Below are 13692 nucleotides of genomic sequence, written 5' to 3'. Positions count from 1 at the left end.
TGCACACTCCTGATTATTGTTCTTATTGGGTTGCCGACGGTTGCCACGGCCCCCGAGCCGCCCGCCGATCGATGATGTTACACGGCTGGCGGGGCTTCAGCGTGCGACGAAGGTCGACACCGCGCCGGCCAGGCGCTCCTGGTCGATATGGGGGTCGAACCAGCGCGCATCAAGCTCGCCGCGCAGCCAGGTCAGCTGGCGCTTGGCCAGCTGGCGGGTGGCGAAGATCGCCTTGTCACGGAAACGGGCGGCATCGCCCTCCCCGTCCAGGTACTCCCAGGCCTGGCGATAGCCGACCGCACGCACCGCTGGCAGGTCCAACGGCGCCTCCACGGCGGCCATTTCCGGCATCGCCCTCAGCGCCCGTACCTCGTCCAGAAAACCCTGCGCCAGCATGGCGTCGAAGCGCGCCTCGATGCGCTGGTGCAGTACCGCACGTTCACGCGGGGCCAGGATCAGCTTGAGCGTGCGCACCGGCAACGGCGCCACACCCGGCCGGCGCTGCCATTCAGTGATGGGGGTGCCGGTCAGGCGATAGACCTCCAGCGCCCGCTGGATGCGCTGCGGGTCGCTGGCATGGATGCGTGCGGCAGCGGCCGGATCGACCCTGGCCAGTTCGGCATGCAGCGCGGCCCAGCCGCGCTCGGCGGCTTCGGCTGCCAACGTCGCACGCATCCCCGGGTCGGCCTCGGGCATCGGCGACAGGCCCTGCAGCAGCGAACGGAAGTACAGGCCGGTGCCACCGGCCAGGATCGGCGTTCTGCCACGCGCCACGATGTCGGCCACGACCCGGCCGGCATCGGCAGCGAACTCCGCCGCCGAGTAGGTCTGCCAGGGATCGCGCAGGTCCAGCAGATGGTGAGGTGCCTGCGCGCGCTCGGCCGCATCGGGCTTGGCCGAACCGATATCCAGGTGGCGGTACACCAGTGCCGAATCGACGCTGACGATCTCGCCGTCCAGCTGTTGCGCCAGGGCGATCGCGGTGGCGGTCTTGCCACTGGCGGTCGGGCCCATCACGGCGATCGCCAATGGCCGCCGGTCGATGCCCATCAGTCTTCGTCCGGCCAGCGGATCGTCGGCGTGTCGTCGGCGCGCGGCGTAGGCACCGCCTCGACCGCCTGCCAGATCTTCAGCGCATCGACGGTGGGCGCCACGTCATGCACGCGCACGATGCGTGCGCCGCGCTGCACCGCGATCAGATGCGCGGCCACCGAGGCCGCTACCCGTTCGGACGGCATGTCGCGGCCAGTCAGTTCACCGAGGCTGCGCTTGCGCGACAGGCCGGCCAGCATCGGTACACCCAGTTCCACGAAGCGGTCCGAGCGCGCCAGCAGAGTCATGTTGTGGGCAGTGGTCTTGCCGAAGCCGAAACCGAGATCAATCAGCAGGTTCTTCTTCGCGATGCCGGCCATTTCTGCAGCGAACAGGCGCTGCACCAGGAAACCGTGCACCTCGGCAACCACGTCGTCGTAGTGCGGATCGGCCTGCATGTGGCCGGGCTCGCCCTGCATGTGCATCAGCACCACCGGCACGCCGGCCTCAGCAGCGGCGTCCAGCGCCCCGTCCTGGCGCAGGCCATAGATGTCATTGACCATGCCGGCACCAGCAGCCACCGCCGCACGCATCACCTCCGGCTTGAAGGTGTCGATGCTGATCGGCACCTGGGTCCGGGCCGCCAACTGCTCGATCACCGGGATCACCCGGCGCAGCTCTTCCTCGACCGATACCGGCGCGGCGCCCGGGCGGGTCGATTCGCCGCCGACATCCAGCAGATCTGCGCCCTCCTCGACCAGCTTCAGGCCATGCGCGACCGCGGCCGCGGTGGTGTCGTGCGCGCCGCCATCGGAAAACGAGTCCGGGGTGACGTTGACGATGCCCATGACACGGGCACGGTCGAGGCGCAGGATGCGGCCGGCGCAATCGAGCTGGGGCGAGGTATCGAACATGGGCAATCCTGCAGGGACAACGGCGGGTAGTTTAGTTCGGCAGGGCGGCGCCCTGCACCCGCAAAGGCAATGGCCACAGCAAGAGCCCAAGCAACAGCAGAAGCTGGTTTCCTGAGGGTAGCCGGGGTGGATCCGGTTGCTGCGCAACGGGCTCTGACCCCAATCTGGAATTCGATATCTGACAGATGTGTCGACCAAGGTCGACACCTACCAACAACCGCGCGTTCCAACAGTCGCCGTTACCCACAGCCGCGTGAACCTGTCAGAGGTGGCGCGGTGTGGGTGGGCAGGACCGTTGGCGCCATGGATCGCGCTATCGAGCCGCCATGGACGGGTTTACGGCATGTCCTGCCCACCCACACCGCCCCGTCCCCCGAGGAATGCCCGCTTCTGCTGTTGCTGTTGAGGTTGCCGGCCAGCGGCCGGCACTACCGCAGGTGCAGGGCGCAGCCCTGCCGATACCCCTCAACGGCGGCGACGCTTGCGGTCCACGTACAGGGTCTTGGCGATGCTCAGCACGATGCCGACCGCGATACCTACCACGCAGCCCAGCAGCAGGTTGTCGGCCCCCAGGCCCACACCCACGCCGACCACGGTGGCGATGACCATTTCGGCCTTGTGGGAAATCGGTTCGGGCTTCGGGGCGGACATGCGGGCTCCAGCGTCAGTTCGGTTCTTCGGAATGGGCCAGTGGCCCGGAAACGACGAAGCCGGGTCGCCCCGGCCTCGTCTGGTGTCACGTGCAGCGGGCCGTCAGTGCGACTCGGCCGGGCCTGCGATCGGTGGCAGCGGACGGGCGTCGCCGCCCTTGTCGTTGCCACCGTCCTTGTTCGACTTGTTCCAGCCGGCCGGCGGCGGCGGATCGCGGCCTTCCATGATGGCGTCGATCTGCGGCGCGTCGATGGTTTCGTACTGCAGCAGAAGCTGCGACATCGCATGCAGCTTGTCGATGTTGTCGGTCAGCAGCTGCGTGGTGCGGGCGTAGGCCTTGTCGAGGATGTTGCGTACTTCCTCGTCGATGCGGCGCGCCGTGTCGTTGGACACACTCTTGTGCTGGGTGACCGAGCGGCCCAGGAACACTTCGTCGTCCTCTTCGCCATAGGCGATCGGGCCGAGCTGCTCGGACAGGCCCCACTTGGTGACCATGTTGCGGGCCATCTTGGTGGCACGCTCGATATCGTTGGAGGCACCGGTGGTGACCTTGTCCTCGCCGAAGATCAGCTCTTCAGCGACGCGGCCACCGTACAGCGAGCACAGCTGCGACTGGATCGCCACGCGGTTCATCGAGTACTTGTCGCCCTCCGGCAGGTACATGGTCACGCCCAGCGCACGGCCGCGCGGAATGATGGTGACCTTGTAGACCGGGTCATGCTCAGGCACCAGGCGGCCGACGATGGCATGGCCGGCTTCGTGGTAAGCGGTCAGGGTCTTCTCGTCCTCGCTCATGGCCATCGAGCGGCGCTCGGCGCCCATCAGGATCTTGTCGCGGGCACGGTCGAAGTGGTCCATCCGGACTTCCTTCTCGTTGCCACGCGCTGCGAACAGGGCGGCCTCGTTGCAGAGGTTGGCCAGATCCGCACCGGAGAAGCCCGGGGTACCGCGCGCGATCACCATCGGCTCGACGTCGTCGGCCAACGGCAGCTTGCGCATGTGCACCTTCAGGATGTGCTCGCGGCCCTTCACGTCCGGCAGGCCGACCACGACCTGGCGATCGAAACGGCCCGGACGCAGCAGTGCCGGATCCAGCACGTCCGGACGGTTGGTCGCGGCGATCACGATCACGCCCTCGCCACCTTCAAAACCGTCCATCTCGACCAGCAGCTGGTTCAGGGTCTGCTCGCGCTCGTCATGACCGCCGCCCAGGCCGGCACCACGGTGGCGACCGACGGCGTCGATTTCGTCGATGAAGATGATGCAGGGGGCATGCTTCTTGCCCTGCTCGAACATGTCGCGCACACGGCTGGCGCCCACGCCCACGAACATTTCCACGAAGTCCGAACCGGAGATCGAGAAGAACGGCACCTTGGCTTCGCCGGCGATGGCCTTGGCCAGCAGCGTCTTGCCGGTACCCGGCGGGCCCACCATCAGCACGCCGCGCGGAATCTTGCCGCCCAGCTTGGTGAACTTGGACGGGTCGCGCAGGAAGTCGACCAGCTCGCCCACTTCTTCCTTGGCCTCGTCGCAGCCGGCGACGTCGGCGAAGGTAACCTTGATCTGGTCTTCGCCCTGCAGCTTGGCGCGCGACTTGCCGAAGGACATCGCGCCCTTGGCACCGCCGCCACCGCCTTGCATCTGGCGCATGATGAACAACCAGAAGCCGATGATCAGGATGACCGGCAGGAAATTCATCAGGATCGCGCCCAGCGAGATGCCGCTGGACGGCTCCTCCTGCACGATTTCCACGTTCTTGGTGCGCAACACGTTGATCAGGTCACGATCGAACGGTGCGGTGATGGTGGACGACTGCCCACCCCGGGTGGTGTAGGTCAGCTGGCTGGTGCCACCGCGCATATCGCCGCCGAAGGCGACCTTCTGCACGTTGCCGCTGTCCACCTGGTCCAGGAACTGCGAGTACGACGCACCCTGCGCCCCAGCCCCGGAGGTCTTGGGCGAGAAGCTCTGGAAGACCACCATCAGCACGACGGCGACGACCACCCATAGCAGGAGGTTCTTGGTCAAGTCGTTCATCCTCATTGGCTCCGGTGTTCCTCTCAGTGCTGGCGTTGCGTTGGGGTCGAACTTGCGTACGTTACGAGCTTACTTCATGTGGGCGCGTTTTCCCTGACCCAAGGCATACACCTCGGGAGAGCGCTTGCGCGAGGCTTCCGGCTTGCGGATGGAGACCTTGTCGTACCGGCGGCGCATGTCGCGCACGTAGTCGTCAAAACCTTCGCCCTGGAACAGCTTGATCAGGAATGCCCCACCGGTCTTCAGGTGGTTGTCGGCAAAATCCAGGGCCAGCTCCGCCAGGTGCATCATCCGCGGCTGGTCGACCGCGCCCACACCACTCTTATTGGGGGCCATGTCCGACAGCACAAGGTCTACCGGCTGATCCCCGAGCATGGCTTCAAACTGCGATAGGACGGCTTCTTCCCTGAAGTCACCATGAAGGAACTCCACGCCGGCCAGGGGCGGCATGTCCAGGATGTCCAGGGCCAGCACGCGGCCGGTGTCGCCAATCTGTCTCCGAACCTGCTGAGACCAGCCACCCGGCGCCGCGCCCAGGTCGACCACCACCATGTGTGGCTTCAGCAACCGGTCACGTTCGAGCAGCTCCTCCAGCTTGTAGGCGGCGCGCGAGCGCATGCCTTCGGCCTGCGCCTTCTTCACGAAGGGGTCGGAGAAGTGTTCCTTGAGCCAGCGCTGGCTGCTTTTGCTGCGGGTAGCCATTGAAAATAGGGGCTGATGGGGTCCTCATGATACCCTGATCGCCCCATTCAACCGTGTTTTCCTGCATGTCCATCGCCCTGACCGCCTCCCAGACCCGTTTCCTGCGCGGCCAAGCCCACGACCTGAAGGCCCTGCTGCAGACCGGCGGCAAGGGCGTGACCCCGGCCTTCATCGCGGAGCTGAACGAAGTGCTGGAGCGCCACGAGCTGGTCAAGGTGAAGGTCGCTGCCGAGGATCGCGACGCCCGTGACGTGATGATCGGCGAGATCGTCGAAGCCACCGAAAGCGCGCTGGTGCAGCGCATCGGTCACGTTGCCGTGCTGTACCGCCCGAGCAAGGAACAGCGCCAGATCGTGCTGCCGCGCGGCTGAGCGCCCTGACCCCATGCAGCTGAACCACGAACCGCCTGACTACGCCTACAGCCTGCGCGCCGCCGATGGCCGTTCGGCCAAGGTCAACGACCAGGTGCTGGGCAGCAGCTTTTTCCTGACCCCGGACCAGCTGGTCACGCACTGGCCGGTGGCGAGTGCCGCTGCACTGCAACTGTCGGACCTGGAGCCGATCCTGGCGCTGAATCCGGCACTGATCGTGCTCGGCACCGGTGACCGCCAGGTGTTCCCGCCGGCGGTGGTGATGGCCGCCTGCCTGTCACGCGGGATCGGCCTGGAAGTGATGAACAACCCAGCCGCCGCACGCACCTTCAACATCCTGGCCGGCGAAGGCCGCAAGGTCGCGGCCGCCTTCATCCTGGAAGGCTGAGTTCGGGTCGCCGGGCGCGTCCCGGCGCTAGCCGCCCGAAGGCGTGCAGCGGAAGGCCGAAAACTGCTGCAGCCGTTCGATCAGGCTGCCGCCCTGCCCCCAGCGGATATCCATGATCTTCCAGTCCGGGTCCTTCCGCTGCAGCAGGACCCGGTCGGTCCAACGATGGTCGCCCACCGCCATGTCGACGCGGATCCAGGTGGCGTCGCCGCTGGATCCGGGCGTTCCCACGGATATCGTTTCCGGTCGATCCGGCGCCAGCAGATACGGACTCTGGTCGAGCATATGCGGCTTCTCGTCGTGCGCGGCCAACGCGGCACAGGTCCGCTCGTAAGCGCTCTGCGCGTCCAAGGCTGAGCGCAGGGCATCGCCCAGCAGTGACGGAATGGCCGCTTCGTTCGAAGTCGGCGCCTGGAGCGCGTCGTAGAGACGGGTGACCACGTCACGCGGATCGCTGGCTGCTGCGGCCAGCGGCGCGACGGTGAGCAGTGCGAGAGTGGAAGCAAAGCGGAACATGGGGCACCGGAGCGGATGGAACCGCTCAAGAATGCCGGGTCTTTCGTTCGCCGTGAAGGTGAGCCTGCGACACACAAGATCGCAAATGACCGCATCTCTCCGGTACCCGAGTCGAGTACGGCTCGACGCTACAGGTCAGGAACGCCGGGCAATGCCCGGCGATACCAGATCCAACGTTGTCAACGCGCCGGCAGGTACTGCTGCGGGTCGACCGGCTTGCCGTTGTAGCGGGTGAGCCGACGGCGCTTGCGGGCCATGGGCCGCGCCGCCGGCGAACGCCCGGCGCGCTGCGCCGGGCCGGGGATCCGCCCAGATGGCGGATCGGCGATCAACGCGCCGGCAGGTACTGCTGCGGGTCGACCGGCTTGCCGTTGTAGCGGGTGAGCCGACGGCGCTTGCGGGCCATGGGCCGCGCCGCCGGCGAACGCCCGGCGCGCTGCGCCGGGCCGGGGATCCGCCCAGATGGCGAATCGGCGATCAACGCGCCGGCAGGTATTGCTGCGGGTCGACCGGCTTGCCGTTGTAGCGGGTGAGCCGACGGCGCTTGCGGGCCATGGGCCGCGCCGCCGGCGAACGCCCGGCGCGCTGCGCCGGGCCGGGGATCCGCCCAGATGGCGAATCGGCGATCAACGCGCCGGCAGGTATTGCTGCGGGTCGACCGGCTTGCCGTTGTAGCGGGTGAGCCGACGGCGCTTGCGGGCCATGGGCCGCGCCGCCGGCGAACGCCCGGCGCGCTGCGCCGGGCCGGGGATCCGCCCAGATGGCGAATCGGCGATCAACGCGCCGGCAGGTATTGCTGCGGGTCGACCGGCTTGCCGTTGTAGCGGATCTCGAAGTGGACCATGTCGCGGTTCGCACCGGTGCGCCCCATCTCGGCGATCTGCTCGCCGGCCTTCACGCTCTGCCCTTCATTCACCAGGCGCTTGCGGTTGTGGCCATAGGCCGACAGCCACTGGTCGCTATGCTTGATGATGATCAGCTCGCCGTAGCCGACCAGGCCGGCGCCGGAATACACCACCACGCCATTGGCGGTGGCCTTGACCGCCTGGCCGCTGGTGCCGGCGATGTCCACGCCCTGCTTGGTCGCGTCGCCTGCAACGTAGCGCCCGACGATCGCGCCATCGGCCGGCCAGCGCCAGGCGATGTTGCTCTTCACCGGCCCAGTCGGCGCCGTGGTCGGCGCGGTGCTGCCGGCGCTGCTGCCACCCGAGCGCGGCGGGGTGACCACCGTGGTCGGCGCACGACCGCTGCCCGCACCCGGCGGGTACAGGCGGATCACCTGGCCGGGGTAGATGGTCGAAGGATTGTCCAGGCTGTTCCAGGCGATCAGGTCAGCCGGAGTGATGTCATGGATGCGGGCCAGCGCATAGATGGTGTCCCCCTTGCGCACCACCACGGTCTGCCCGGGCTTGGGCACCGAAGTCTTCGGCGTGGTCACACCACCGCCGGGGCTGCCACCACCAGGACGAACCACAGTGGCGGTACCGCAGGCGGCCAGGGTGGAAACCAGCAACGCCAGCGCGCCGATGCGCACTCCCTTGCTCAGACGATCAGGACTCATGCGAACTTCGACCTCCATACAAGCCAGGCGATCAGCACCACCACCAGCGCGGTGGCGATCCAGCCCAGCGGTTCAATCCAGCGACGCAATGCCGCTTCGGCACGCACACCACCGATACGGATGACCGCGGCCAGCACGAACACGCGCTTGCCGCGACCGATCAGCATGCTCAACAGGTACTGCGGCATCGGTACGCCGACGATACCCGATGCCCACGTGAAAACCTTCATTGGAATGGGCATGAAGCCGCCCAGCACCAGGAAGGTGAACACCGCCCACGGCGACTCGGCCATCTTCGCCTGCACGGTGGTGATGCCCTGCTCGATCGCCGGCAGCATGCCCAGCGCCTCGAACAGCGGCTTGATCGCCTCGAAGGCATAGTGACCCAGCGCGTAGCCGACCAGCGCGCCGACCATCGAGCCGGCCAGGCTGAGGGTGGCGAACCACCAGCCGCGCTTGGGCTGGGCCACGCACATGGGTGCCAGCATCACCTCCGGCATCACCGGGAAGATGATCGCTTCGAAGAAGCTCAATACGGTCAGGTAGGTCGGCGCGCGCTCGTGCGCCGCCCACTTCATCGCCCGCTCGTACAGCGGCCCGAAAATCTTCATGCAACCCTGCTCCGTGGATTAGTCGAGCATGCCAGACAGCAGCGGCACGAACGTGACCGGCGCCAGCACGTGTTGTTCGATGCTGCCGTCGGCCTTGCGGTCCAGCTGTACCAGCGACTGCGCCCCGGGGCCCCCGACCGGCGCCACCAGCCGGCCGCCCTCGGCCAGCTGCTCGATCAGTGCGTCGACCAATGCCGGTGCCGCCGCAGTAACCACGATGGCATCGAACGGACCGTGCTCGGCCCAGCCGACGCGGCCGTCGTCATGCTTGGTGCGGATGTTCATACCCAGCGCACGGAAGCGCTTGCGGGCCTGGCGCAGCAGATCGCCGATGCGCTCCACGGTGTAGACCTCCAGGCCCAGCGCACCGAGGATGGCCGCCTGGTAACCGGAACCGGTGCCAACTTCCAGCACCCGCTTCGGTGCCACCTGCAGGACCGCCTCGGTCATCCGCGCAACCACCCAGGGTTGCGAAATGGTCTGGCCATGGCCGATCGGCAGTGCGGTGTCTTCGTAGGCCCGTGACGCCAGTGCCTCGTCGATGAACAGATGGCGCGGCACCACCCGGATCGCATTCAAGGTCGATTCGTCGGCGATGCCCGCTTCACGCAGGCGATCGACCAGGCGATCACGCACGCGTTGCGAGGTCATGCCGATACCAACGGCTTCCGGCTGCAGTCGCAGGCGTGGGCTCATGCCGGCTGGTCCAGCGCGGCGCTGAGGCCGCCCACCCAGCTGGCGACCTTCTCCAGCGCCTGGTAGCGGGTCAGGTCCACCTGGATCGGAGTGATCGAGATGTGGCCGGTGCGCACCGCGTGGAAATCGGTGCCGGGGCCGGAATCCTGCTCACGGCCGGCCGGGCCGATCCAGTACACCTCGTTGCCGCGCGGGTCCTTCTGCGCGATGCAGCCTTCGGCGCGATGGCGGTTGCCGAGCCGGGTGACCTCGAAGCCCTTGACCTCGCTCCACGGCAGATCAGGCACGTTGACGTTGAGAATGGTGTCGGCCGGCAGCGGATCCGCCTTGAGCCGGGCAACGATCTCCACTGCGGCGCGCGCGGCGGTCTCGAAGTGCTTCGGATCGTGGTTGCGGGTAACCAGCGAGACCGCCACCGCTGGCAGGCCGAGGAAGCGGCCTTCCATCGCCGCCGAGACCGTGCCGGAATAGATCACGTCATCGCCGAGGTTGGCGGCATTGTTGATGCCGGACACGACAATGTCGGGTTCGAACTCGAGCAGCCCGGTCAGCGCAAGGTGCACGCAGTCGGTCGGGGTACCGGCCACCGAGACGGTGTAATGGTCGATGCGCTTGAGGCGGATCGGCAGGTCCAGGGTCAGCGAGTTGCTGGCGCCGGAGCGATCGCGGTCGGGCGCGACCACCGTGACTTCATGACCGGCCTCGCGCAGGACCGAGGCAAGCATCCGGATGCCTGCGGCGTCGACACCATCGTCATTGCTGACCAGGATTCGCATCTTCGATTTAACCGCTTGATTTTCCAAGAATTCGATTCCATCACCGTGCAGTGTGGGCGGGACCGTCGCGCTCCCCTGCGGAAGCGGTCGACCCTGCAAGGGCATCGTCTATTGTGCCGCATGCGAGCCCTCGGTCCTACCCTGTCGGCGGTCATGACCGACCATGACCGGCATCGGACCTTCATAGGCAGACCTGCGCCGGCGGTTTACCCTGTGCGCATGTCGCACCCTGAAGACGAAGATCCGGCCGCATTGTTCCGTGCGGCCATCGGCGAAGTGACGCCGCTGCGCAAGGATGCCGAGCCGGCGCCTGCCGCGCCCCGGCCGAAGCCGCGCGCGCGCATGGCCGAACGTGACGAGGCCGAAGCAGCCGGCGAATTCGCCCGGCTGCTGCGCGACAGCACGCCGCTGGAAGCCGGCGACGTGGCCAGCTATCGCCGCGACAACCTGCCACCACGCCTGTTCCAGCGCCTCAAGCGCGGCCAGTATTCGGTGCAGGACGAGCTGGACCTGCACGGCGCTACCGCCGCGCAGGCCGAAGCCCTGCTGCGCCAGTTCCTGCTGGAAGCACATGCACACGAATATGGCTGCGTGCGCATCATCCACGGCAAGGGATTGCAGTCCGATGGCGGTGCGCCGGTGCTGAAGAACCTGGTCGATCGCCTGCTGCGGCTGCGCAATGACGTGCTGGCATTCCATTCGGCGCCCACCGGACAAGGCGGCACCGGTGCGGTACTGGTACTGCTGGCGCGTAGATGAAAAAGGGGACGGAGGGAATTAAGTCGTTTGTGCCACAAACGACTTAATTCCCTCCGTCCCCTTTTTCTGTCAGGCCTGCGAGGCGTCTTCGACCGGGCCGAGTTCGTGCAGCACGGCGGTGGCGTAGCAGCCTGGCGGCAGCGCGAACGACAGTTCCAGCACGTCACCGGCCAGCCACTGGTGCTGCAGCAGCGCCGGGCGCAGGCGCAGCGCGCGGCGCTCCTGCTTCAGGCGCGCGTCTTCCAGGCCGGCCCGCAGCGCCTGCGACTCTTCGTCGTCCAGCGCGGCCAGTTCCAGCTCACGTGCCGCGCCGGTGCTGCGCAGTTCGCCCTCGCCCCACAGCGGCGCACTGGGATGGATGTCGAAACGCGCCAGGCGCTCGGCCAGCACATCGGTGTACGGCTCGGGACCGAACACGCTGCGGCTGCCATCGAGCATCCACACTTCGCCATCCAGCGGCTGGTCCCAGCTGCCCTGCTCCACGCGTGCGGCCAGCACGCGGTTGAACAATGCCGAGCGGGCGGCTGACAGCAGCAGCGAACGCTGGTCCTTGCGCATACGGCGGCCACCGAACATCGCCAGTGCCGCCGGCACGTTGCCACCGTCGCGACCGAAGCGCTGCTCGCCGAACCAGTTCGGCAGGCCACGCCCGGCAATCTGCTGCAGGCGTTCGCTGATCGCTGCAGCATCGCCCTGCACTTCGCGCATCACCAGCTTGAAGCGGTTGCCAGCCAGTGCGCCGCGCTGCAGCTTGCGGTTGTGCCAGGTCGCTTCGATCACTTCGATCTCGTCACTGGCCAGCTCGGCCAGGTCCGGCGCAATGCGCTTGGGCAGGTGCACGCTGAAACGCTGGGTGGTGACCGCATGGCGGTCTTTCATCCCTGCATAGCTCACCGCCATTTCCGGCAGGCCGGCCCACTGGGCCAGCACCTTTGCCACATGCACGGTGTTGGCACCACGCTTGCGGATGTGCAGCAGCAGGTGTTCGCCTTCGCCGGTGGCTTCGAAGGCCGGCAGCTCGTCGACCTGGAAATCTTCCGGCGTGGTGCGGATGCGCGCCGTCAGCAACGGCGCACCGAACGCAAGCGGAACCGGGATCATGCCGCCACCAGCAGGACCACCGCTTGTGCGGCGATGCCTTCACCGCGGCCGGTGAAGCCGAGCTTTTCCGAGGTAGTGGCCTTGACGCTGACCGCGTCCATCGGCAGCTGCAGCAGCCCGCCGATGCGCTCGCGCATCGCCAGTGCATGCGGGCCAACCTTGGGTCGCTCGCAGATCACGGTGATGTCGGTGTTGCCGACGCGCCAGCCGCGCTCACGCAGCAGGCTGTCGCAGTGGCGCACGAAGTCACTGCTGTCGGCGCCCTTCCAGCGATCGTCACTCGGCGGGAAGTGCTGGCCGATGTCCCCCAGCGCCAGCGCGCCGAGCATGGCATCGCACAGGGCATGCAGGATCACGTCGCCGTCGCTGTGTGCGAGCACGCCACAGCTGTGCGGCACATTCACTCCGCCGAGCATGATGTGGTCGCCTTCACCGAAGGCATGGACGTCGTAGCCCTGGCCGATGCGGACGGGCGGGAACGGTGCGGTACTCATGGATGCAACCCTTGCTACAGGGCCACGCGGACAGTCAGCCGGCGCGGCGGGAAAGTACGAATTCGAACCGGTCCAGATCGGCCGGTGTGGTGACCTTGAAGTTGTCCTCGCTGCCTTCGACCAGCAGCGGGCGCTGTCCCTGGCGCTCCATGGCCATGGCTTCGTCGGTGGCATCAACACCGGCAGCGGCGGCTTCAGCCAGCGCACGGCTGAGCTGGTGGCGCCGGAACAGCTGCGGCGTCAGCGCCCGCCACAGGCGCTCGCGTGGCTCGGTACCGTCGATGCCGCCGTCGTCGCCGGCGCGCTTGAGGGTGTCACGCACCGGTGCGGCCAGGATCGCCCCGACCGGATCGGCACGACCCACTTCAAGCAGACGACCGAGATCGGCCAGCGACAGGTTCGGGCGCGCGGCATCGTGGACCAGCACGAACTCATCGGCACGCACGGTATCCGGCAACGCCTGCAGCCCGGCCAGCACCGAGGCGGCACGGGTCGCGCCGCCGATGCAGGTCAGCACCGGCTTGCCTGACCACTCATTCCAGCCCGGCCAGTCAGCGTCGTCCTGGCCGATCACCACCATCGCCCCAGCCACGGCCGGATGCGCCAGCAGTGCGTCCAGGGTGTGGGCGAGCAGGATCTGCCCGCCCGCCTGCAGGTACTGCTTGGGCAGCGGCGCGCCGAAGCGGGTGCCACGGCCGGCGGCCGGAACCACCACCCAGATCGCCGCGCTCATGGGACGTCCGCCGGGTGTTCGCCGGCCTGGGCACTGACGCCCGCCGCAGGCTGCGCCGGATGGACCGGCGCATCCTCGACCACGCGATAGAACTTCTCGCCGGGCTTGATCATGCCCAGCTCGCTGCGCGCGCGCTCCTCGATGGCAGACTGGCCTTCCTTGAGGTCCTTCACTTCGGCAGCCAGCGCGTCGTTGCGCTGCTGCAGACCCTCATTGTCCCGCTCCTGGTTGGCCACCTGGGCTTCGAGCATCATCACTTCACCCGAATTGCCCGGACCGAACCAGAAGCGGTACTGCAGCCAGCCCAGCAACAGGGCCAGCACCAGCAGCATCCAGCGCCAGTCGCGCAT

Annotated in this window: 17 protein-coding genes and 1 pseudogene; 3 read left to right on the top strand and 15 right to left on the bottom strand. The window is 67.4% G+C overall.

Annotated features, from left to right (window positions below):
* Nucleotides 1-96: 96 nt before the first annotated feature.
* From miaA to rlmE, 5 genes are all read right to left on the bottom strand, one after another.
* On the bottom strand, nt 97-1050 hold the full coding sequence (gene miaA, locus ACYKG1_RS07995) for a tRNA (adenosine(37)-N6)-dimethylallyltransferase MiaA (RefSeq protein WP_100471918.1): 954 nt from the start codon (nt 1048-1050) through the stop codon (nt 97-99).
* Nucleotides 1050-1946 carry a dihydropteroate synthase gene (gene folP, locus ACYKG1_RS07990; RefSeq protein WP_478472318.1) on the bottom strand — a complete coding sequence of 299 codons (897 nt, stop codon included), beginning with the start codon at nt 1944-1946 and terminating at the stop codon, nt 1050-1052. Before folP ends, miaA begins: the two co-directional genes overlap by 1 nt.
* 465 nt (nt 1947-2411) lie before the next feature.
* Nucleotides 2412-2597, bottom strand: a complete 186-nt coding sequence (locus ACYKG1_RS07985; protein WP_100471916.1) for a hypothetical protein — start codon at nt 2595-2597, stop codon at nt 2412-2414.
* Between the two features lie 102 nt (nt 2598-2699).
* The gene (ftsH, locus tag ACYKG1_RS07980) at nt 2700-4634 is read right to left on the bottom strand and encodes an ATP-dependent zinc metalloprotease FtsH (RefSeq protein WP_478472316.1); all 1935 of its coding nucleotides are present in this window, start codon (nt 4632-4634) and stop codon (nt 2700-2702) included.
* A 69-nt stretch (nt 4635-4703) separates the two neighbouring features.
* Complete coding sequence (gene rlmE / locus ACYKG1_RS07975) at nt 4704-5336, bottom strand: 23S rRNA (uridine(2552)-2'-O)-methyltransferase RlmE (RefSeq protein ID WP_005409014.1); 633 nt, start codon at nt 5334-5336, stop codon at nt 4704-4706.
* Between the two features lie 65 nt (nt 5337-5401).
* On the opposite strand from rlmE, the gene yhbY reads away from it, so the two are divergent.
* Both yhbY and ACYKG1_RS07965 read left to right on the top strand, forming a co-directional pair.
* Complete coding sequence (yhbY, locus tag ACYKG1_RS07970; protein ID WP_004152868.1) at nt 5402-5707, top strand: ribosome assembly RNA-binding protein YhbY; 306 nt, start codon at nt 5402-5404, stop codon at nt 5705-5707.
* A gap of 13 nt (nt 5708-5720) precedes the next feature.
* A complete protein-coding gene (locus ACYKG1_RS07965) occupies nt 5721-6095 on the top strand; it encodes an Mth938-like domain-containing protein (RefSeq protein ID WP_100471914.1) in 375 nt (124 codons plus the stop codon).
* A 27-nt stretch (nt 6096-6122) separates the two neighbouring features.
* On the opposite strand, the gene ACYKG1_RS07960 is transcribed toward ACYKG1_RS07965, so the two are convergent.
* The 6 genes and pseudogenes from ACYKG1_RS07960 to surE form a co-directional block, all read right to left on the bottom strand.
* Entirely contained in the window at nt 6123-6611 is a 489-nt protein-coding gene (locus ACYKG1_RS07960) for a hypothetical protein (protein ID WP_478472315.1), read from the bottom strand.
* Between the two features lie 328 nt (nt 6612-6939).
* Nucleotides 6940-7041 (bottom strand): annotated as a pseudogene (locus ACYKG1_RS07955) (peptidoglycan DD-metalloendopeptidase family protein); the annotation flags it as partial.
* A 345-nt stretch (nt 7042-7386) separates the two neighbouring features.
* Nucleotides 7387-8172, bottom strand: coding sequence for a peptidoglycan DD-metalloendopeptidase family protein (locus tag ACYKG1_RS07950; RefSeq protein WP_100471912.1), 786 nt, complete (start codon nt 8170-8172; stop codon nt 7387-7389).
* Entirely contained in the window at nt 8169-8783 is a 615-nt protein-coding gene (locus ACYKG1_RS07945) for a YqaA family protein (protein WP_100471911.1), read from the bottom strand. The genes ACYKG1_RS07950 and ACYKG1_RS07945 overlap by 4 nt, the downstream gene beginning before the upstream one ends.
* Nucleotides 8784-8801: 18 nt before the next feature.
* Complete coding sequence (locus tag ACYKG1_RS07940) at nt 8802-9479, bottom strand: protein-L-isoaspartate(D-aspartate) O-methyltransferase (protein ID WP_100471910.1); 678 nt, start codon at nt 9477-9479, stop codon at nt 8802-8804.
* Nucleotides 9476-10255, bottom strand: a complete 780-nt coding sequence (gene surE / locus ACYKG1_RS07935; protein ID WP_010485979.1) for a 5'/3'-nucleotidase SurE — start codon at nt 10253-10255, stop codon at nt 9476-9478. The genes ACYKG1_RS07940 and surE overlap by 4 nt, the downstream gene beginning before the upstream one ends.
* Before the next feature lie 219 nt (nt 10256-10474).
* On the opposite strand from surE, the gene ACYKG1_RS07930 reads away from it, so the two are divergent.
* Nucleotides 10475-11014, top strand: coding sequence for a Smr/MutS family protein (locus ACYKG1_RS07930; protein WP_014036743.1), 540 nt, complete (start codon nt 10475-10477; stop codon nt 11012-11014).
* A gap of 69 nt (nt 11015-11083) precedes the next feature.
* On the opposite strand, the gene truD is transcribed toward ACYKG1_RS07930, so the two are convergent.
* From truD to ftsB, 4 genes are read right to left on the bottom strand one after another with little or no spacing between them, the layout of a single operon-like run.
* Nucleotides 11084-12115, bottom strand: coding sequence for a tRNA pseudouridine(13) synthase TruD (truD, locus tag ACYKG1_RS07925; protein WP_478472313.1), 1032 nt, complete (start codon nt 12113-12115; stop codon nt 11084-11086).
* The gene (gene ispF, locus ACYKG1_RS07920; protein WP_094000066.1) at nt 12112-12609 is read right to left on the bottom strand and encodes a 2-C-methyl-D-erythritol 2,4-cyclodiphosphate synthase; all 498 of its coding nucleotides are present in this window, start codon (nt 12607-12609) and stop codon (nt 12112-12114) included. The genes truD and ispF overlap by 4 nt, the downstream gene beginning before the upstream one ends.
* 34 nt (nt 12610-12643) lie before the next feature.
* Entirely contained in the window at nt 12644-13342 is a 699-nt protein-coding gene (ispD, locus tag ACYKG1_RS07915) for a 2-C-methyl-D-erythritol 4-phosphate cytidylyltransferase (RefSeq protein WP_100471908.1), read from the bottom strand.
* Entirely contained in the window at nt 13339-13692 is a 354-nt protein-coding gene (gene ftsB / locus ACYKG1_RS07910; protein WP_100471907.1) for a cell division protein FtsB, read from the bottom strand. Before ftsB ends, ispD begins: the two co-directional genes overlap by 4 nt.

The sequence above is a fragment of the Stenotrophomonas sp. 85239_Sma genome (genome assembly GCF_056481725.1).
The sequence above is the reverse complement of the archived record's forward strand: the minus strand, read 5'-3'. Positions and strand labels throughout refer to the sequence as shown.